The following is an 18,392-nucleotide window of genomic DNA, read 5'->3' as shown; positions in this document are numbered from 1 at the left end:
CGGGAGGAGCCGCCCCCATGACACTGCCCCACGGGCCGACGCGTCCCACCCCCGGCGCGCCGCCGCCGACCGGGCCGCTGCCCGATCCGGCCGCCGTCGACCCCGCGGTGCTCGCCACCCTGCTCGCCCGGCACGGCTGGGTCCGGCGCGGCGGACCCTCCGCCCGCTACGGCCGCTGGACGCCCCCCGAGGGCACCGACCCCGGCGTCAGCCTGCTCGTCCCCGCCGGCGACGGCTTCGACGACGCCGTCGAACTGCTCACCGACGCCGTCACCGCGCTCTCCCGCTCCGCCAGCCCCTCCGCCCGCGCCATCCTGCTGGCCCTGGCCCTGCCCGGCGACGAGCTCCAGTGGCACCGCGACCTCGCCGCGGCCCCCGGTGCCACCGCCTCCGGCGCCGCGCCCTGGGACGACACCGAACGGCTCCGGCACGCGGCCCGCGCCATGCTCGCCGCCGGCGCCAAGGCCGGCCGCACCCGCGCCGCCTACTTCGGCGCCCGCCTCGACGCCTGGGCCGGCGACTACCTCGACCGGGTCCTGGTCGTCTCCGGCGGCCCGGGCCTGACCGCGTACACCCCCGCCCCCGAGGGCCGGGCGGCGGTCACCACCCTGGTCCGCGCCCTGGAGGCGCTGCGCGACGCCGTCGACTACCGGCGGGTCAGCGGCGGCGGCGAGGCCTTCGAGAACGCCGTCCAGTCCGGGGTCAGCCGCGAGCTGGTCGAATCCGTCCAGGACCTGGTGCGCGGCGCCACCGCCGGCCGGTTCACCGTCGCCTGGTCGCCCGCCGCCGGCACCCCGGGCGGCTTCGGCGACCGCCGGATCGCCGTCGAGTTCTCACCCGGCGACCTGCCCGCCCTCGACGAGGCCGCCGAACTGCTGGAGCGCATCGAGCCCGCCGTCGCCGTCACCGTCGTCGGCCTCGTCGTCCGCCTCAAGCGCGCCGACCCCGCCGGGCCGGGCAGCGTCCGGCTGCGGGTGCTCGGCGGCGCCGAGGTCGACGAGGTCAAGGTCCGGCTGCCCGATCCCGCCTACCGGATCGCCGCCGAGGCCCACCTCGGCGGCACCCCGGTGCGGATCAGCGGCCGCCTGGAGCGCCGCGGCGGCTTCCGGCGGCTCACCCGGCCCACCGCCCCCGAGCCGTGCGGGCTGGAGGAGGCCGAGCGCGAGCGCCTGCTCAAGACCCTGGGGGAGGGGCGGGGCGAGTAGCGAGGGACGGAGGTGACGGTGGGGTCACCGGTCTCGGTACCATCGTCAGGCGCAGCGCTGTGCTGCGCCCTCTGAATCCAGCACGTCAGGAGAGACCGGTGACGGACGTCCGGGTAATCATCAACCGCGAACCCGATCGGGAAGAGCGCGTGGTGACCACGGGCACTACGGCCGCCGAGCTCTTCGCCGACGACCGCTCGATCATCGCCGCCCGCGTCGGCGGCCAGCTGAAGGACCTCGCCCACGCCCTCCAGGACGGCGACGAGGTCGAGCCGGTCGCGATCTCCAGCCCGGACGGCCTCGACATCCTGCGCCACTCCACCGCGCACGTCATGGCCCAGGCCGTGCAGCAGCTCTTCCCGGAGGCCAAGCTCGGCATCGGCCCGCCGGTCAAGGACGGCTTCTACTACGACTTCGACGTCGAGAAGCCGTTCCACCCCGATGACCTCAAGGCCATCGAGAAGCGGATGCAGGAGATCATCAAGCGCGGGCAGCGGTTCTCCCGCCGGGTGGTCACCGACGAGGCCGCCCGTGAGGAGCTGGCCGGCGAGCCGTACAAGCTGGAGCTGATCGGCCTCAAGGGCTCCGCCGCCACCGCCGGTGAGGGCGCCGACGTCGAGGTCGGCGCGGGCGAGCTCACCATCTACGACAACCTGGACGCCAAGAGCGGCGAGCTGTGCTGGGGCGACCTCTGCCGCGGCCCGCACCTGCCCAGCACCCGGATGATCCCGGCGTTCAAGATCATGCGCTCGGCCGCCGCCTACTGGCGCGGCAGCGAGAAGAACCCCATGCTCCAGCGCCTCTACGGCACCGCCTGGCCGAGCAAGGACGAGCTCAAGGCGCACCTGGAGTTCCTGGAGGAGGCCGCCAAGCGCGACCACCGCAAGCTCGGCAACGAGCTCGACCTCTTCTCCATCCCCGAGGAGATCGGCTCCGGCCTCGCCGTCTTCCACCCCAGGGGCGGCATCATCCGCCGCGCCATGGAGGACTACTCGCGCCGCCGGCACGAGGAGGAGGGCTACGAGTTCGTCTACACCCCGCACGCCACCAAGGGGAAGCTGTTCGAGAAGAGCGGCCACCTGGACTGGTACGCGGACGGTATGTACCCGCCCATGCAGCTCGACGAGGGCGTGGACTACTACCTCAAGCCGATGAACTGCCCGATGCACAACCTGATCTTCGACGCGCGCGGCCGCTCGTACCGTGAGCTGCCGCTGCGCCTGTTCGAGTTCGGCACGGTGTACCGGTACGAGAAGTCCGGCGTGGTGCACGGCCTGACCCGCGCCCGCGGCTTCACCCAGGACGACGCGCACATCTACTGCACCCGCGAGCAGATGGCGGACGAGCTCGACTCGACCCTCACCTTCGTGCTCAACCTGCTGCGCGACTACGGTCTGACCGACTTCTACCTGGAGCTGTCCACCAAGGACCCGGAGAAGTTCGTCGGTGACGACGCGACGTGGGAGGAGGCCACCGCCGTCCTCGCCGCGGTGGCCGAGAAGCAGGGGCTGCCGCTGGTCCCGGACCCGGGCGGCGCGGCCTTCTACGGTCCGAAGATCTCGGTGCAGGCGAAGGACGCCATCGGCCGCACCTGGCAGATGTCGACCATCCAGCTGGACTTCAACCTGCCGGTCCGTTTCGACCTCGAGTACACGGCGGCGGACGGCTCGCGCCAGCGGCCGGTCATGATCCACCGTGCGCTGTTCGGCTCGATCGAGCGCTTCTTCGCGGTGCTGCTGGAGCACTACGCCGGTGCGATGCCGCCGTGGCTGGCCCCGGTCACCGTGACCGGCATCCCGATCACCGACGAGCACGTGCCGTACCTGCTGGAGGTCGCGGCCGAGCTGAAGAAGCGCGGGATCCGGGTCGAGGTGGACACCTCCGACGACCGGATGCAGAAGAAGATCAGGAACGCCCAGAAGACCAAGGTGCCGTTCATGCTGATCGCCGGCAACGACGACGTCGAGGCGGGCGCGGTCTCCTTCCGCTACCGCAACGGCGAGCAGAAGAACGGTGTCCCGGTGGCCGAGGCCGTCCAGGAGATCGTGGACGCGGTGGAGCGCCGGATCCAGGTCTGAGCCGGACAACGGGTGTGAGCGCGGGGCGGGCTCCTCAGGGAGTCCGCCCCGCGCGGCTCTGCAAGCACGGTTGGGCGAATATGCTGATCAGCATGACGACTGAGCCGGAACTGCAGCAGGGCGTCGGGGAGCCGGACGGCTTCCGCCGCCTGTGGACCCCCCATCGGATGGCCTACATCCAGGGCGAGAACAAGCCCACCGGCCCGGCTCCGGACGACGGCTGCCCGTTCTGCTCGATCCCGTCGCTGAGCGACGAGGACGGGCTGGTCGTCGCGCGCGGGAACGCCGTGTACGCGGTGCTCAACCTGTACCCGTACAACGGCGGACACCTCATGGTGGTCCCGTACCGGCACGCGGCGGACTACACCGAGCTGGACGAGGCGGAGACGGCCGAGCTGGCGGTGTTCACCAAGAAGGCGATGACGGCGCTGCGCGCGGCCTCGGGTGCGCACGGCTTCAACATCGGTATGAACCAGGGCGCGGCGGCCGGTGCCGGCATCGCCGCCCACCTGCACCAGCACGTGGTGCCGCGGTGGGGCGGGGACACCAACTTCATGCCGGTGGTCGGCCACACCAAGGTGCTGCCGCAGCTGCTGGCGGACACCCGCAAGATGCTGGCCGAGGCCTGGCCGCAGGGCTGAGGCGCACAGCGGGGAGGGCCCCCGCCGGCCATCGGGTCGGCGGGGGCCCTCCGTCGTGTCCGGTCAGGCGTCGTACCGGTCGACCTTGAACGGGCGGCTGCCCTGGGCCTCGGCCTTGAGACCGGCCGCGCGGCCCTTGAAGGCGCGCTCGGTGTCGAGGTCGTGCTCGGCGAGGAACTCCAGGGTGGCGGTGTGGACGGCGGCGAGCACCGGGTGGGAGGCGTTGAGCGCGTTGTCGGCCATGGTGCGGGTGCCCCAGGGCTGGCCGGCCCAGGTGTGCCGGAAGCCGAAGGGCTCGGGCAGGCCGAGGCCGCCGCCGAGCCAGGAGAGCAGGCCGGGCAGCCGGTAGAAGGGGGCGCGGACGGCCTGCCGGACGACCTCGTCGTTGTCGATCAGCCGGAGCTTGACCGTGCGCTCCTCCCAGAACCGGAAGGTCTTGGCGACGGACTTCTCCTTGTCCTTGGGCTTGTCGCCGAAGAAGCCGTCGATGGGGCCGAGGGCGTAGCCGGCGACGGTGATGTTGAGGGTGTTGGCGAGCAGCACCACGGTGACCGTGAAGGTCAGGACGAGCTTGCCGTCGTGGGTGATGAACTGGGTGGCGAGGTAGTGGCGGGGGCCGCCGCCGAAGGTCTGCTTGTCGGCGATGGCCTGGACGGCGAAGTCGCGCATGTGGTCGCCGTCCATGTCGGCGTTGCCGGGGCGGCTGATCTCGTCGGCGCTCTCGCCGACCTCGTAGACGACCCACTGCTTGACCTGGACGTTGGGCATGCCGCTGTTGGCGACCTCGCTGATGCCCAGTGCCTTGAGGTGGCCGGAGATCTTGCGGACGAGGTCCCAGGGGTGGAACTGGCGGAAGTCGATCTGGCCCTCGGCGGGGCGCAGGGTGTCGATGAGCTTCCACTCGCCCCAGCGGCGGCCGGCGCCGAGGATGCCCTTGGGGCCGGCGTAGTGCTGGATGTTGGTCTCCTGCTCGGACTCCAGGCGGCCGAGCTTGGCGCGCAGGTCGGCGGCCTTCTTGTCGAGGTCGTCGCGGGGGACGGCCATCGGGACGGTCGCGGCGACGGCGTTGCCCTCGGCCAGTGAGAGCCAGCGGGCCCGCAGGTCGACGGCGGTGCGTTCGACGATGCGGCGGGCGAGGTACCAGCCGATGACCGGGGCGAGCATGACCACGCGCAGGTAGAGGCCGAGGATGCCGCCGGCCGGGGGCTTGACGGCGAGCAGCACGGCGAGCGCGGCGGCGAGGACGAGGACGATCGCCCCGTAGACGCCGGCGTTCTTGGGGTTGTCGCGCCGGAGCCAGGCGCGCAGCTGGAAGGCGCCGAGCCAGACCAGGGTGCCGGGCAGGCAGAGCAGGCCGGTGACGACGGAGATGGTGGACAGCTGCCGGTCGCGGGTGCGGCGGATCTCCTCGGCGGCGAGGCAGTGTTCCACGATCTGGCGGGTTTCGATGCCGAAGGAGGGCACCAGGGGCTTGCGGTCGCCGCCGAGGGTGCGGGAGATGAGCGCCTTGCTCCAGGCCTCGCCGAGGTTGGGCTCGAAGAGGGCGAAGCGGCCCTTCTTGGCGGTGGTCCCGGCGAGCTTCGCGGCGCCCTCCTTCAGCGTGGTGTCGCGGTACGCCACCGAGGAGATCGCCTGGGTGCCGGCGGTCTGCGGGCCGGCGTCGGTCCGGGGTATCTGCGCACCCGGAGTCATGTCGAGTGTGGCCACGGTGGCGTCCCCTCCTCCCCTTTGTCCTGCGGCAGGTTACCGTGCCGGGGCACCGGCGCGGGCATGATCGTCTGAAGTGCCGTCACGAACGGGCCACGGTGGATCTGTGGGGCATGATGCCCAGGTTCCGGCTGTTCGACGCGCCCGGTGGCGGGCCATTGGCGGGGGATGGTGCACGATGGCGGCATGGAGAGCGGTGGGCTGACGGATCCGGTGCTGGTGTTCGACGGGGACTGCGGTTTCTGCACCACGTGTACGACGTGGGCGGAGCGCTACCTGCGGCAGACGCTGGCGTCGGGGGGCTGGGAGGCGGTGCCGTTCCAGTTCGCGGACCTGGCGGGGCTGGACGCGGTGGCCGGGGGGCGCGGGGAGGTGTCCTGGGAGCGCGCGGAGCGCGAGGTGCTGTGGGTGACGCCGGCGGGCCGGGTGTACGGCGGGGCGCAGGCGGTGGCGCGGCTGCTGCTGCGTTCGGGCGGGGTGTGGGCGTACCTGGGCGGGGTGCTGGCGCTGGCACCGGTGCGGCCGGTGGCGGGGCTGGTGTACCGGTGGGTGTCGCGCAACCGGCACCGGATGCCGGGCGGGACGCCGGCCTGCGCGCTGCCGCGCCGCTGAGACGAGGGCCTAGCCGTCGGTGAAGCGGGCGGCGAGGGCGGCGGGCATGGGTTCGTGGCGCAGGTGGGCGCGGGTGAACTCGGCGGTGCCGTGGGTGAGCGAGCGCAGGTCGACGGGGTAGCGGGCGAGTTCGAGTTCGGGGACCTCGGCGCGCAGCAGGGTGAGGCCGGGTCCGCCGGTCTCGCTGCCGAGGACGCGGCCGCGGCGGGCGGAGAGGTCGCCGAGGACGGCGCCGAGGTAGTCGTCGGGGAGCAGGACGCTGACGGCGGCGACGGGTTCGAGGAGCCGGATGACGGCGTGTTCGGCGGCGTCGCGCAGGGCGAGGGCGGCGGCGTTCTGGAAGGCGGAGTCGGAGGAGTCGACGGAGTGCGCCTTGCCGTCGGTGAGGGTGACGCGGACGTCGACGAGCGGGTGGCCGGTGGCGACGCCCTTGGCGAGCTGGGCGCGGACGCCCTTCTCGACGGAGGGGATGAAGTGCTTGGGGACGGAGCCGCCGACGACGTGTTCCTGGAACTCGAAGCCGGAGCCGGCCGGGAGGGGTTCGACCTCCAGGTCGCAGATGGCGTACTGGCCGTGACCGCCGGACTGTTTGACGAGGCGGCCGTGGCCGGCGGCGGCGGTGCCGAAGGTCTCGCGCAGGGCGACCTTGTGGTCGACGGTGTCGACGTGGACGCCGTGGCGGTTGCGGAGCCGGTCGAGGACGGCCTCGGCGTGGGCCTCTCCGGTGCACCACAGGACGAGCTGGTGGGTGTCGGGGTTCTGTTCGAGGCGCAGGGCGGGGTCTTCGGCGGCGAGCCGGGACAGGGCCTGGGAGAGCTTGTCGTCGTCGGCCTTGCTGTGGGCCTCGACGGCGACGGGCAGCAGGGGTTCGGGCAGGGTCCAGGTGTCGAGTTCGGCGCTGTGGCCGGGTTCCTGGACGGTGTCGCCGGCGCGGGCGGTGGTGAGTTTGGCGGCGCAGACGAGGTCGCCGGCGACGGCGTGCGGGACGGGCCGCTGGAGTTTGCCGAAGGGGCTGGTGAGGCCGGTGACGCGCTCCTCGGCGTCCTGGTCGGCGGGGTGCCCGGGGCCGGTGAGGCGGATCCGGGTGTCGGGGCGCAGGGTGCCGGCGTAGAGGCGCAGCAGGCTGATGCGGCCGACGTAGGCGTCGCCGGTGACGCGGACGACCTGGGCGGCGAGGGGGGCGTCGGGGTCGCAGGTGGGGGCGGGGCGGGTGCGTTCGGCGGGGGTGGGGAAGGTGGTGGTGATGAGGTCGAGGAGTTCGGTGGCGCCGAGGCCGTGTTCGCTGGTGGGGACGGCGGGGTGGAGGGTGCAGGCGAGGACCTCGCGGCGCATGCCGGCTTCGAGGGAGCCGGTGTCGGGGGTTTCGCCGGTGAGGTACTGCTCCATGAGGGTGTCGTCCTGGCCGGAGATGGCTTCGACGAGGCTCTCGCGGGCGGGGGCGGTGTCGGGCAGCGGGTCGGCCTGGCCGTAGGTGTGGCCGGTGAGGAGGTCGACGCTGCCGTCGGGGCGGCCGTCGTGGTGGACGGGCAGGAAGAGCGGGCGGAGGGTGTCGGGGCCCAGGCCGAAGGCGTCGTGGCAGGCGGTGAGGATGTCGTCGAGGCTGCCGCGGGCGATGTCGAGTTTGGCGACGGCGATGGCGCGGGGGATGTTCTCGGCGGCGCATTCGCGCCACAGGGCGCGGGTGGGCGCGGTGACGGGGTCGGTGGCGGAGACGACGAAGACGGCGGCGTCGGCGGCGTGGAGGGCGGCGCGCAGGTCGGCGGCGAAGTCGGGGTGGCCGGGCGGGTCGATCAGGTTGATCTTGGTGCCGCGCCATTCGAGGGGGAGCACGGAGAGCTGGACGGAGCGTTGCTGCTGGTGCTCGATGGGCTCGTGGTCGGAGACGGTGGTGCCGTCGGTGACCTTGCCGGGGCGGCCGACGGCGCCGGCGGCGTGCGCGAGGGATTCGGCGAGAGTGGTCTTGCCCACGCCGGCGCAGCCGATGAGGACGACGTTGCGCAGGTCGTCCGGTCCGGCGACGGCGGGGGCCTGGCCGGCTCTGGCGGTGCTGCGGTCGGGCATCGGGGTCTCCTCCCGTCGCGCCGAGGCTGTCGGTGAAAGTCTAGGGGCGGAGGCTTTGGGGGGCGCGCGGCGGCATGCGGGGGGCGGTGTGTGCGCGGGGGAGGTCGGTGGGCGTGGCTACGATGGGTGCGCCGGGTGGGCTGATCCACGCGGCCGTCTGCCGCGCACCTGGGCCGCAGGCGGGTACCAGGGAGATCGGAGCGGTCGGGAAGGCCATGCTCAACAAATACGCGCGTGCCTTCTTCACACGTGTTCTGACCCCGTTCGCCGCGTTCCTCATCCGTTTGGGTGTGAGTCCGGACACCGTGACGCTGGTCGGTACGGCCGGTTCGGTGGCCGGTGCGCTGGTGTTCTTCCCGCGCGGGGAGTTCTTCTGGGGCACCGTCACGATCACGCTGTTCATCTTCTCGGACCTGGTGGACGGGAACATGGCGCGGCAGCTGGGGCGGTCCTCGAAATGGGGGGCGTTCCTGGACTCCACGCTGGACCGGGTCGCCGACGCGGCGATCTTCGGCGGCCTGGCCATGTGGTACGCGGGCAAGGGCGACAACAACCTGCTGTGCGCGGTGGCGGTGTTCTGTCTGGCGAGCGGGCTGGTGGTGTCGTACACCAAGGCGCGGGCGGAGAGCCAGGGGCTGCCCTGCGACGTGTCGGGGCTGGTGGAGCGGGCCGAGCGGCTGGTGATCAGTCTGGTGGCGGCCGGTGTGGCGGGTCTGCACACGTTCGGGGTGCCGTACGTGGAGTGGCTGCTGCCGGTGGCGCTGTGGCTGGTGGCGGTCGGCAGTCTGGTGACGGTGATCCAGCGGATGCTGACGGTGCGCCGTGAGGCGTTCGAGGCGGACCGCGTGGCGGCCGGGAGCTGAGAGGGGGCGGTTCCGTGGTGAGGGACCGACTGGTGGACCGACTGGTGTACACGGCGTACGCGGCGGGCTGGGGGGCGCTCAAGCACCTGCCCGAGCCGGCGGCGCGGGGGCTGTTCGACCGGCTGGCGGACTCGGCGTGGCGGCGGCGCGGCAAGCGGGTGCTGCAGTTGGAGGCGAACCTGCTGCGGGTGTGCCCGGAGGCGGACGAGGCCCGGCTGCGGGAGCTGTCGCGGGCCGGGATGCGCTCGTACATGCGGTACTGGCAGGAGTCGTTCCGGCTGCCGGTGTGGGGCCGCGGGCGGGTGCTGCGGGATGTTCGGGTCGAGGGTTTCGAGCTCCTCCAGGAGGCGCTGGAGTCGGGGCGCGGCGCGGTGATAGCGCTGCCGCACATGGGCAACTGGGACCTGGCGGGGGCCTGGGTGGCGACCCGGGGGTACCGGTTCACGACGGTGGCGGAGCGGTTGAAGCCGGAGCGGCTGTTCGACCGGTTCGTGGCGTTCCGGGAGAGCCTGGGCATGGAGGTGCTGGCGCTGACCGGCGGCTCGGTGAGCGTGGTCGGCACGCTGGCGCGGCGGCTGCGGGCGGGCGGGCTGGTCTGCCTGGTGGGGGACCGGGACCTCTCGGAGGCGGGCATCGAGGTGTCGTTCTTCGGCGAGGCGACGCGGATGCCGGCCGGTCCCGCGGCGCTGTGCCAGCGGACCGGGGCGGCGCTGCTGCCGGTGTCGCTCTGGTACGAGGGGCGGACCATGCGGGGCCGGGTGCACCCGGAGGTCGTGGTGCCCGCGGAGGGCGACCGGGCGGAGAAGACCCGGGCGATGACGCAGGCGATGGCCGGGGTGTGGGAGTCGGCGATCCGGGAGCACCCGGAGGACTGGCACATGCTGCAGCGCTTCTGGCTGGCCGACCTTCCGGTCCGTGGCACCGTGGAGGCGGGGGCCGGGGCCGCGGGCGCCGCCCGCCGGGCCGTCCGGGAGCCCGCCGCCGGGGAGCCGGCGGCCGAGGCCTCGGGGGCCTGAGGCCAGGCCTTCCCCCACCGTCCGCACCGCCCGCAGGATTTTCGAGGAGACCCGTGAAGATCGGCATCGTCTGCCCGTACGACTGGGACGTCCCCGGCGGCGTGCAGTTCCACATCCGGGACCTCGCCGAGCATCTGATCGGCCTGGGCCACGAGGTGTCGGTGCTGGCGCCGGCCGAGGACGACGAGGCGCTGCCGCCGTACGTGGTGTCGGCGGGCCGGGCGGTGGCGGTGCCGTACAACGGCTCGGTGGCGCGGCTGAGCTTCGGGATCCTGTCGGCGGCCCGGGTGCGGCGGTGGCTGCACGAGGGGCGGTTCGACATCCTGCACGTGCACGAGCCGGCCTCGCCGAGCCTGTCGATGCTGGCCGCGTGGTCGGCGTCGGGGCCGATGGTGGGCACTTTCCACACCTCGAACCCGCGCTCGCGGGCGATGATCGCGGCCTCGCCGATCCTCCAGCCGGGGCTGGAGAAGATGCGGGCGCGGATCGCGGTGAGCGAGTACGCGCGGCGCACCCTGGTGGAGCACCTGGGCGGGGACGCGGTGGTGATCCCCAACGGCGTGGACGTGGGGTTCTTCGCGGGGGCGGAGCCGGACGAGCGCTGGGTCGGCGGGGCCGCCGAGGGGCGGCCGGGGACGATCGGCTTCATCGGCCGGATCAACGAGCCGCGCAAGGGGCTGCCGACGCTGCTGGCGGCGCTGCCGCGGATCCTCGAACAGCGGCCGGGGGTGCGGCTGCTGGTGGCGGGCAAGGGCGACGAGGAGGAGGCGGTCGCCGGCCTGGCGCCGGAGGTCCGGGCGCAGGTGGAGTTCCTGGGCATGGTGAGCGACCGGGACAAGGCGCGGCTGCTGCGCAGCGTGGACCTGTACGTGGCGCCGAACACCGGCGGCGAGAGCTTCGGGATCATCCTGGTCGAGGCGATGTCGGCGGGGGCGCCGGTGCTGGCGAGCGACCTGGACGCGTTCAAGCAGGTGCTGGACGGCGGGGACGCGGGCGAGCTGTTCCCGGTGGAGGACGCGGACGCGCTGGCGCGGACGGCGCTGCGGCTGCTGGGCGACCCGGTGCGGCTGGAGGAGCTGCGCAAGGCGGCGTCCCGGCACGTGCGGCGGTTCGACTGGTCGACGGTGGGCGCGGACATCCTGGCCGTGTACGAGACGGTGACGGCGGGGGAGGCCGCGGTGGTGGAGGACGAGCGCAGCGGGCGGCGCGGCCGGTTCGGGCTGGCCCGGGACTGAGGCGCCGGGGAACCGGAGCCCTGGGGAACCGCGACGCCCGGGGCCGAAGCGCCCGGGTCCGACATCGTCCGCTACTGCACCGGGCCCGGGCGCGGTTAAGGTCGGACGGCTGACCCGTCCGCACGTTCCCGAGCCCCTGGAGGCCCCGGTGCCGCAGATCTCCGTCGACTACTCCCCGAGCCTGGCCGGCTCCTTCGACCGCCGCGAGCTGGGCCTGGCGATCAACCGGCTGGCGGTGGAGACCATCGACGCCAAGCCCGAGGGCTGCAAGACGATCTTCCGGCCGACCGACCCGGAGACCGTGGTCGGCCAGAGCGAGCGCCCCGAGGCGCAGGTGTTCGTGCAGTTCCAGATCTTCCCGGGGCGCACCCCGGAGGCGAAGGCGGCGCTCACCGAGGGGGTGCTGGCGCTGCTGGCGGAGCGGGTGAAGCCGGCCCCGGGGGAGCGGCTGCACCTGGCGGCCGACGTGCGCGACATCGACCGCGGCGCCTACCGCAACACGGCGATCGAGGGATGAACCGGTGGCACCCGGTAGCGTAGCGCCCCGTGACTACCTGGATCTGGGCCGGCGTGGCCGTGGTGCTGTTCGGTATGTACCTGAGCTGGACGGCCGGAAGGCTGGACCGGCTGCACGCCCGGATCGACGCCGCCCGCGCGGCGCTGGACGCGCAGCTGGTCCGCCGGGCGTCGGTGGCGATGGAGCTGGCGACGTCCTCGCTGTTGGACCCGGCGGCCTCGCTGCTGCTGCTGGACGCGGCGCACGCGGCGCGGCAGGCGGAGGACGAGCAGCGCGAGGTGGCGGAGAGCCAGCTGAGCCTGGCGCTGCGGGCGGTGTTCGCGGAGCCGGAGCAGGTGGCGGCGCTGGTGGCGGAGCCGGGCGGCGAGGACACGGTGCGGGACCTGACGGCGGCGGTGCGGCGGGTGCCGATGGCGCGGCGCTTCCACAACGACGCGGTGCGCGCGGCGCGGGCGGTGCGTGAGCACCGTCTGGTGCGGTATTTCCGGCTGGCGGGCAAGGCGCCGTTCCCGATGGCTTTCGAGATGGACGACGCGCCGCCGGTGGCGCTCACCCCGGAGGGCGCACCCGCCTAGAAGCCACCGGTGGTGCGGGTACCACCGGTCGGGAGGGGCGGGTCCGGATACGGCCTCTTTGTCGTATCCCGCCGGGTGGGCTGGACTTGGTGGCGCATGGAGGGGCGCCTTCTTCCGCCTACCATAGGGCGATAGCACTGGTTCATCTTCGAGTGAGGTCTCACGTGTCCACCACCCCCACCACCGCAGACCAGCCGCAGATCGGCACCGCCCGGGTGAAGCGCGGCATGGCCGAGCAGCTCAAGGGCGGTGTGATCATGGACGTGGTCAACGCCGAGCAGGCGAAGATCGCCGAGGACGCCGGCGCTGTGGCCGTCATGGCCCTGGAGCGGGTGCCCGCCGACATCCGCAAGGACGGCGGCGTGGCGCGCATGTCGGACCCGAACATGATCGAGGAGATCATCGAGGCGGTCTCCATCCCCGTCATGGCGAAGTCCCGGATCGGCCACTTCGTCGAGGCCCAGGTGCTGCAGTCGCTGGGCGTCGACTACATCGACGAGTCCGAGGTGCTGACCCCGGCCGACGAGGTCAACCACTCCGACAAGTGGGCCTTCACCACCCCCTTCGTCTGCGGTGCCACCAACCTGGGCGAGGCGCTGCGCCGCATCGCCGAGGGCGCGGCCATGATCCGCTCCAAGGGCGAGGCCGGCACCGGCAACGTCGTCGAGGCGGTCCGCCACCTGCGCCAGATCAAGAACGAGATCGGCCACCTGCGCGCCCTGGACCACAACGAGCTGTACGCCGCCGCCAAGGAGCTGCGCGCCCCGTACGAGCTGGTCAAGGAGGTCGCCGAGCTCGGCAAGCTGCCGGTCGTGCTGTTCTCCGCCGGTGGTGTGGCCACCCCGGCCGACGCCGCGCTGATGCGCCAGCTGGGTGCCGAGGGCGTCTTCGTCGGCTCGGGCATCTTCAAGTCGGGCGACCCGGCCAAGCGTGCCGCCGCGATCGTCAAGGCCACCACCTTCTTCGACGACCCGAAGATCATCGCCGACGCCTCCCGCAACCTGGGCGAGGCCATGGTCGGCATCAACTGCGACACCCTGCCGGAGACCGAGCGGTACGCCAACCGCGGCTGGTAATGCGCTCCGGACGGCCCGCCGCGCGGTGAGAACACCGGCGCGGCGGGCCGCCGCGCGTCGTCGAGTTCGAGAGTCGAGAGGTACGAGAAGTGTCCACTCCAGTCATCGGCGTCCTCGCCCTGCAGGGTGATGTTCGCGAGCACCTGATCGCGCTGGCCGAGGCCGACGCGCTCGCCCGCCCGGTCCGCCGCGCGGAGGAGCTGGCCGAGGTCGACGCGCTGGTGATCCCCGGCGGGGAGTCCACCACGATGTCCAAGCTGGCGCTGCTGTTCGGCGTGATGGACCCGCTGCGCGAGCGGGTCGCCGCCGGCATGCCGGTGTACGGGACCTGCGCCGGCATGATCATGCTGGCGGACAAGATCCTGGACGGGCGCGAGGACCAGGAGACGGTGGGCGGCATCGACATGACGGTGCGCCGCAACGCCTTCGGCCGCCAGAACGAGTCCTTCGAGTCCGGCGTCGCCTTCCGGGGCCTGGACGACGCCCCGGTGCACGGCGTGTTCATCCGCGCCCCGTGGGTGGAGGCGGTCGGCGCGGGCGTCGAGGTGCTGGCCGAGCTCCCGGCCGCGGACGGCCCGGACAGCCGGATCGTGGCCGTGCGCCAGGGCAACCTGCTGGCGACCTCGTTCCACCCGGAGCTCACCGGCGACCACCGGGTGCACGCCTACTTCGTGCGGATGGCCGAGGAGCACCTCGCCGCCGCGTGACCGCGTGTGCGTGACCGTGTGCGGGCGGGCGCCGGCCGCACCGGTAAGATCTCATCTGTTCATTTCCCTTTGGCGACGTAAAGGAGCTGGCGATGTCCGGCCACTCTAAGTGGGCTACCACCAAGCACAAGAAGGCCGTGATCGACGCCAAGCGCGGCAAGCTCTTCGCCAAGATGATCAAGAACATCGAGGTGGCGGCGCGCACCGGCGGCCCCGACCCGGCCGGCAACCCGACGCTCTACGACGCCATCCAGAAGGCGAAGAAGAGCTCGGTCCCGATCGACAACATCAACCGCGCCGTCAAGCGCGGTGGCGGTCTGGAGGCCGGCGGGGCCGACTACCAGACGATCATGTACGAGGGCTACGGCCCGAACGGTGTCGCGGTGCTCATCGAGTGCCTCACCGACAACCGCAACCGCGCCGCCTCCGACGTGCGCGTGGCGATGACCCGCAACGGCGGCTCGATGGCCGACCCGGGCTCGGTCTCCTACCTGTTCACCCGCAAGGGCGTCGTCATCGTCCCCAAGGCGGACGGCGTGGACGAGGACAAGCTCTTCGAGGTCGTCCTGGACCAGGAGCCCGAGGAGATCAACGACCTCGGCGACTCCTTCGAGATCGTCTCCGAGGCCTCCAAGATGGTCGCCGTGCGCACCGCGCTGGTGGACGCGGGCGTCGACTACGACTCGGCCGAGGCCAACTTCCTGCCGAGCATGCAGGTCGAGCTGGACGTCGACGGCGCCCGCAAGATCCTGAAGCTGATCGACGCCCTGGAGGACAGCGACGACGTGCAGAACGTCTTCGCCAACTTCGACATCAGCGACGAGGTCGGTGCGCAGCTCGACGCCGAGTGATCGTGCCCCCTCCCGGCCCGGCGGTCCCCAGGACCGCCGGGCCGGTGTCGTTGGGGGCGCTGTCGGTGGCGGAGGGTAGCCTTCGCTGGTCGGAGGAGATCGTGACCGAGGGGGAGCTTTGGTGCGGGTGCTGGGTGTCGACCCGGGGCTGACCAGGTGCGGGGTCGGCGTGGTCGAGGGCGCGCCGGGCCGGCCGTTGCGGATGGCCGGGGTCGGCGTGGTGCGCACCCCCGCCGAGGCCGAGATCGGGCAGCGGCTGCTGCTGGTCGAGCAGGGTCTGGAGGCCTGGCTGGACGAGCACCGCCCCGACCTGGTGGCCGTCGAGCGGGTCTTCGCCCAGCACAACGTCCGCACCGTGATGGGCACGGCGCAGGCCAGCGCGGTGGCGATGCTCTGCGCGACCCGGCGCGGCATACCGGTCACCCTGCACACCCCGAGCGAGGTCAAGGCCGCCGTCACCGGCTCCGGCCGGGCCGACAAGGCGCAGGTCACGGCCATGGTGCAGCGGCTGCTGCGGCTGGACGCGCCACCGAAGCCGGCCGACGCCGCCGACGCGCTGGCGCTGGCCATCTGCCACATCTGGCGCGGCGGCGCCACCAACCGCCTGGAGGCCGCGATCAAGGCGGCCCGCACCACCCCCTCCCCGCACGGCCCGAAAGGAACCATCCGATGATCGCCTTCGTGCAAGGACCCGTGGCGGCGCTGTCCGGCGGCATCGCGGTGGTCGAGGTCGGCGGGGTCGGCATGGCCGTGCAGTGCACCCCGAACACGCTGGCCGGTCTGCGGCTCGGCGAGCCGGCCCGGCTGGCGACCTCGCTGGTGGTCCGGGAGGACTCGCTGACGCTGTTCGGCTTCGCGGACGACGACGAGCGCGGCGTGTTCGAGATCCTGCAGGCCGCGCCGGGCGTCGGCCCGAAGCTGGCGCAGGCGATCCTCGGCGTGCACAGCCCCGACGCGCTGCGCCTCGCGGTGGCGAGCGGGGACGAGAAGGCGCTGGTGGCGGTGCCCGGCATCGGCAAGGCCAAGGCCGCCAAGCTGCTGCTGGAGTACAAGGACAAGCTGGGCGCGCCGAGCGGCGCGGTCCCGGCGCAGAAGCCGGTCGCCACCGGCCCCGCGCCGTGGAGCGAGCAGCTGCACTCCGCGCTGGTCGGCCTCGGCTACGCGCCCCGCGAGGCGGACGAGGCGGTCGCCGCCGTCACCCCGCAGGCCGAGGAGCAGCCGGTGCCGGACGTGGGCGCGCTGCTGCGCCTGGCGCTGCGCGGCCTCAACCGATCTCGCTGAAGCCATCTGACGACCTGTCCTTTTGTCGACACCGATGTGGGAGCCCCCTCCGATGAGCCCGTACGACTCCGAGCCCGCCGACCGGCTGGTGACCGCCGCCGCGGACGGCGAGGACCAGGCCGTCGAGGCGGCGCTGCGCCCCCGGCTGCTGGACGAGTTCATCGGCCAGGAGCGGGTGCGCGAGCAGCTGTCGCTGGTGCTCCAGGCGGCCCGCCGGCGCGGCGCCGCCCCCGATCACGTGCTGCTCAGCGGCCCGCCCGGGCTCGGCAAGACCACCCTGTCGATGATCATCGCGGCCGAGCTGGGCGCCCCGATTCGGATCACCTCCGGGCCGGCGATCCAGCACGCGGGCGACCTCGCGGCGATCCTCTCCTCGCTCGGCGAGGGCGAGGTGCTCTTCCTCGACGAGATCCACCGGATGTCCCGGCCCGCCGAGGAGATGCTCTACATGGCGATGGAGGACTTCCGGGTCGACGTGATCGTCGGCAAGGGCCCCGGCGCGACCGCCATCCCGCTGGAGCTGCCGCCGTTCACCCTGGTCGGCGCGACCACCCGGGCCGGCCTGCTGCCGCCGCCGCTGCGCGACCGCTTCGGCTTCACCGGGCACATGGAGTTCTACGCGCCCGCCGAGTTGCAGCGGGTGGTGCACCGCTCGGCCGCGCTGCTGGACGTGGAGATCGACCCGGCCGGCGCCGCCGAGATCGCCGGCCGCTCCCGGGGCACGCCGCGGATCGCCAACCGGCTGCTGCGCCGGGTCCGCGACTACGCGCAGGTGCGGCACGACGGCGTGATCACCCCCGAGATCGCGGGCCGGGCGCTGGACGTCTACGAGGTGGACGCCCGCGGTCTCGACCGGCTGGACCGGGCGGTGCTGGACGCGCTGCTGCGGCTGTTCGGCGGCGGCCCGGTCGGGCTGTCGACCCTGGCGGTCGCGGTGGGCGAGGAGGCCGAGACGGTCGAGGAGGTCGCCGAGCCGTTCCTGGTCCGCGAGGGCCTGCTGGCCCGGACCCCGCGCGGGCGGATCGCCACCGCGGCGGCCTGGCGGCACCTGGGACTCACCCCGCCGGCCCAGCCCGGCCGCGGCGTGGCGGCTCAGCCGGAACTGTTCGCCCCGGACGGGGAGCGCGCCGCCGACCAGGGCTGACCGGCGCGTCGCGACGGAGGGCCGAACGGGTGACGGCGGAGCGTGTGCGGACCATGCGCCCCCGCCGCCGGGGCGCCGGGAGAAGGCGGGGGAGAAGTCCCGGGAAACTGTGCAGGCGGAGGCTCGCCACTTTCGGCGGCAGGATGCGATGCTTGGCGTTGTCCGATCACTTCGGGGTCGCCTAGACTCCGCCGGACCGCCCCTCTCACCCGACGGGACGACCATTACCACACAGGCCGCCGGCCGGCGGCCCGTAAAGGACCCTGGCTGCAGTGAACCTCATCATCCTTCTCCTCCCGATCCTCGCTATCGTGCTCATGTTCCGGGCGCAGAAGAAGCGCCAGGCGCAGATGCAGCAGATGCAGACCGCGCTGGAGCCGGGGGCGGGCGTGCGGACCATCGGCGGCCTGTACGCGCAGGTCAAGGCGGTCAACGACGAGACCGTCGAGCTGGAGATCGCGCCGGGCGTGGTCACCCACTTCACCAAGAGCGCGATCGCGGCGGTCCTGGAGCCCACGGAGTACGACGCGGTCATCAACGGCCGTCCGGCCGAGGACGAGCCGCTCGACGCGTCGGACGAGGACACCGAGGTCGAGGCCGGGTCGGCCGACGCCAAGCCGCTGTCGTTCAGCAAGGACGGCGCCGACAAGGGTGACGCGAAGGCCGAGGCCGAGGGCGGGGCTCCCGCGAGCAAGTAGTACGGTCGGGCACCCGCCCGGCCGCGCGGCGTTGTGCCGCGAGCCCACAGGACTCAGGGCCGCAGTTCCGCCACTCCCCGCCCGGCCGCGTGCCGGGCGGGGGTCGGTGGGGGGAAGTGGCATGG

18 protein-coding genes are annotated in these 18,392 nt (G+C 73.1%); 16 read left to right on the top strand and 2 right to left on the bottom strand.

Annotation, left to right across the window (positions count from 1 at the left end; translation table 11 throughout):
- The first annotated feature begins 17 nt into the window (after positions 1-17).
- From ABT093_RS31920 to ABT093_RS31910, 3 genes are all read left to right on the top strand, one after another.
- Positions 18-1,205, top strand: coding sequence for a hypothetical protein (locus ABT093_RS31920; protein ID WP_350570329.1), 1,188 nt, complete (start codon positions 18-20; stop codon positions 1,203-1,205).
- 98 nt (positions 1,206-1,303) lie between these two features.
- Positions 1,304-3,283, top strand: coding sequence for a threonine--tRNA ligase (thrS, locus tag ABT093_RS31915; RefSeq protein WP_350570328.1), 1,980 nt, complete (start codon positions 1,304-1,306; stop codon positions 3,281-3,283).
- 80 nt (positions 3,284-3,363) lie between these two features.
- A complete protein-coding gene (locus tag ABT093_RS31910) occupies positions 3,364-3,924 on the top strand; it encodes an HIT family protein (RefSeq protein ID WP_350570327.1) in 561 nt (186 codons plus the stop codon).
- A 63-nt stretch (positions 3,925-3,987) separates the two neighbouring features.
- Here the strand turns inward: ABT093_RS31910 and ABT093_RS31905 are convergent, their stop codons facing one another.
- A complete protein-coding gene (locus tag ABT093_RS31905) occupies positions 3,988-5,631 on the bottom strand; it encodes an AbeC-like domain-containing protein (protein ID WP_350570326.1) in 1,644 nt (547 codons plus the stop codon).
- A gap of 186 nt (positions 5,632-5,817) precedes the next feature.
- Here ABT093_RS31905 and ABT093_RS31900 point away from each other — a divergent pair, with 186 nt between their 5' ends.
- The gene (locus tag ABT093_RS31900; RefSeq protein ID WP_350570325.1) at positions 5,818-6,243 is read left to right on the top strand and encodes a thiol-disulfide oxidoreductase DCC family protein; all 426 of its coding nucleotides are present in this window, start codon (positions 5,818-5,820) and stop codon (positions 6,241-6,243) included.
- A gap of 9 nt (positions 6,244-6,252) precedes the next feature.
- Here the strand turns inward: ABT093_RS31900 and ABT093_RS31895 are convergent, their stop codons facing one another.
- Positions 6,253-8,304 (bottom strand): elongation factor G-like protein EF-G2, encoded by a 2,052-nt coding sequence (locus tag ABT093_RS31895; protein ID WP_350570324.1) that lies wholly within the window; start codon positions 8,302-8,304, stop codon positions 6,253-6,255.
- Positions 8,305-8,519: 215 nt separating this feature from the next.
- Between ABT093_RS31895 and pgsA the strand changes: the two genes are divergently transcribed.
- The 12 genes from pgsA (at position 8,520) to yajC (ending at position 18,267) form a co-directional block, all read left to right on the top strand.
- Positions 8,520-9,167, top strand: a complete 648-nt coding sequence (gene pgsA, locus ABT093_RS31890; RefSeq protein ID WP_350570351.1) for a phosphatidylinositol phosphate synthase — start codon at positions 8,520-8,522, stop codon at positions 9,165-9,167.
- Between the two features lie 29 nt (positions 9,168-9,196).
- Positions 9,197-10,183: a phosphatidylinositol mannoside acyltransferase gene (locus ABT093_RS31885; RefSeq protein WP_502884364.1), complete on the top strand. Its 987-nt coding sequence runs from the start codon at positions 9,197-9,199 to the stop codon at positions 10,181-10,183.
- Positions 10,184-10,236: 53 nt separating this feature from the next.
- Positions 10,237-11,418, top strand: a complete 1,182-nt coding sequence (locus tag ABT093_RS31880; RefSeq protein ID WP_350570321.1) for a glycosyltransferase family 4 protein — start codon at positions 10,237-10,239, stop codon at positions 11,416-11,418.
- Positions 11,419-11,566: 148 nt separating this feature from the next.
- Positions 11,567-11,935, top strand: coding sequence for a 5-carboxymethyl-2-hydroxymuconate Delta-isomerase (locus tag ABT093_RS31875; protein WP_350570320.1), 369 nt, complete (start codon positions 11,567-11,569; stop codon positions 11,933-11,935).
- Positions 11,936-11,964: 29 nt separating this feature from the next.
- Complete coding sequence (locus tag ABT093_RS31870) at positions 11,965-12,510, top strand: hypothetical protein (protein ID WP_350570318.1); 546 nt, start codon at positions 11,965-11,967, stop codon at positions 12,508-12,510.
- A 164-nt stretch (positions 12,511-12,674) separates the two neighbouring features.
- Positions 12,675-13,586, top strand: coding sequence for a pyridoxal 5'-phosphate synthase lyase subunit PdxS (pdxS, locus tag ABT093_RS31865; RefSeq protein ID WP_030286348.1), 912 nt, complete (start codon positions 12,675-12,677; stop codon positions 13,584-13,586).
- Between the two features lie 89 nt (positions 13,587-13,675).
- A complete protein-coding gene (gene pdxT / locus ABT093_RS31860) occupies positions 13,676-14,293 on the top strand; it encodes a pyridoxal 5'-phosphate synthase glutaminase subunit PdxT (RefSeq protein WP_350570317.1) in 618 nt (205 codons plus the stop codon).
- A gap of 92 nt (positions 14,294-14,385) precedes the next feature.
- Positions 14,386-15,144: a YebC/PmpR family DNA-binding transcriptional regulator gene (locus ABT093_RS31855; protein ID WP_049651428.1), complete on the top strand. Its 759-nt coding sequence runs from the start codon at positions 14,386-14,388 to the stop codon at positions 15,142-15,144.
- 121 nt (positions 15,145-15,265) lie between these two features.
- A complete protein-coding gene (gene ruvC, locus ABT093_RS31850; protein WP_350570316.1) occupies positions 15,266-15,817 on the top strand; it encodes a crossover junction endodeoxyribonuclease RuvC in 552 nt (183 codons plus the stop codon).
- The gene (gene ruvA / locus ABT093_RS31845) at positions 15,814-16,425 is read left to right on the top strand and encodes a Holliday junction branch migration protein RuvA (protein WP_350570315.1); all 612 of its coding nucleotides are present in this window, start codon (positions 15,814-15,816) and stop codon (positions 16,423-16,425) included. The genes ruvC and ruvA overlap by 4 nt, the downstream gene beginning before the upstream one ends.
- A gap of 52 nt (positions 16,426-16,477) precedes the next feature.
- Positions 16,478-17,569, top strand: a complete 1,092-nt coding sequence (ruvB, locus tag ABT093_RS31840; RefSeq protein ID WP_350570314.1) for a Holliday junction branch migration DNA helicase RuvB — start codon at positions 16,478-16,480, stop codon at positions 17,567-17,569.
- 272 nt (positions 17,570-17,841) lie between these two features.
- A complete protein-coding gene (yajC, locus tag ABT093_RS31835; protein WP_350570313.1) occupies positions 17,842-18,267 on the top strand; it encodes a preprotein translocase subunit YajC in 426 nt (141 codons plus the stop codon).
- Positions 18,268-18,392: the final 125 nt, after the last annotated feature.

Origin of the sequence: Kitasatospora sp. NPDC002551 (assembly GCF_040296005.1) — a bacterium.
Classification (GTDB): Bacteria; Actinomycetota; Actinomycetes; order Streptomycetales; family Streptomycetaceae; genus Kitasatospora.
This window is presented reverse-complemented; position numbering and strand designations above follow the sequence as displayed.

Excerpts from the sequence above, each read along its gene's own strand:
- ABT093_RS31910 (WP_350570327.1), top strand. The coding sequence starts at position 3,364 with ATGCTGATCAGCATGACGACTGAGCCGGAACTGCAGCAGGGCGTCGGG.
- pgsA (WP_350570351.1), top strand. The coding sequence starts at position 8,520 with ATGCTCAACAAATACGCGCGTGCCTTCTTCACACGTGTTCTGACCCCG.
- ruvB (WP_350570314.1), top strand. The coding sequence starts at position 16,478 with ATGAGCCCGTACGACTCCGAGCCCGCCGACCGGCTGGTGACCGCCGCC.
- ruvA (WP_350570315.1), top strand. The coding sequence starts at position 15,814 with ATGATCGCCTTCGTGCAAGGACCCGTGGCGGCGCTGTCCGGCGGCATC.
- ABT093_RS31920 (WP_350570329.1), top strand. The coding sequence starts at position 18 with ATGACACTGCCCCACGGGCCGACGCGTCCCACCCCCGGCGCGCCGCCG.
- ABT093_RS31895 (WP_350570324.1), bottom strand. The coding sequence starts at position 8,304 with ATGCCCGACCGCAGCACCGCCAGAGCCGGCCAGGCCCCCGCCGTCGCC.
- ABT093_RS31900 (WP_350570325.1), top strand. The coding sequence starts at position 5,818 with ATGGAGAGCGGTGGGCTGACGGATCCGGTGCTGGTGTTCGACGGGGAC.
- ABT093_RS31855 (WP_049651428.1), top strand. The coding sequence starts at position 14,386 with ATGTCCGGCCACTCTAAGTGGGCTACCACCAAGCACAAGAAGGCCGTG.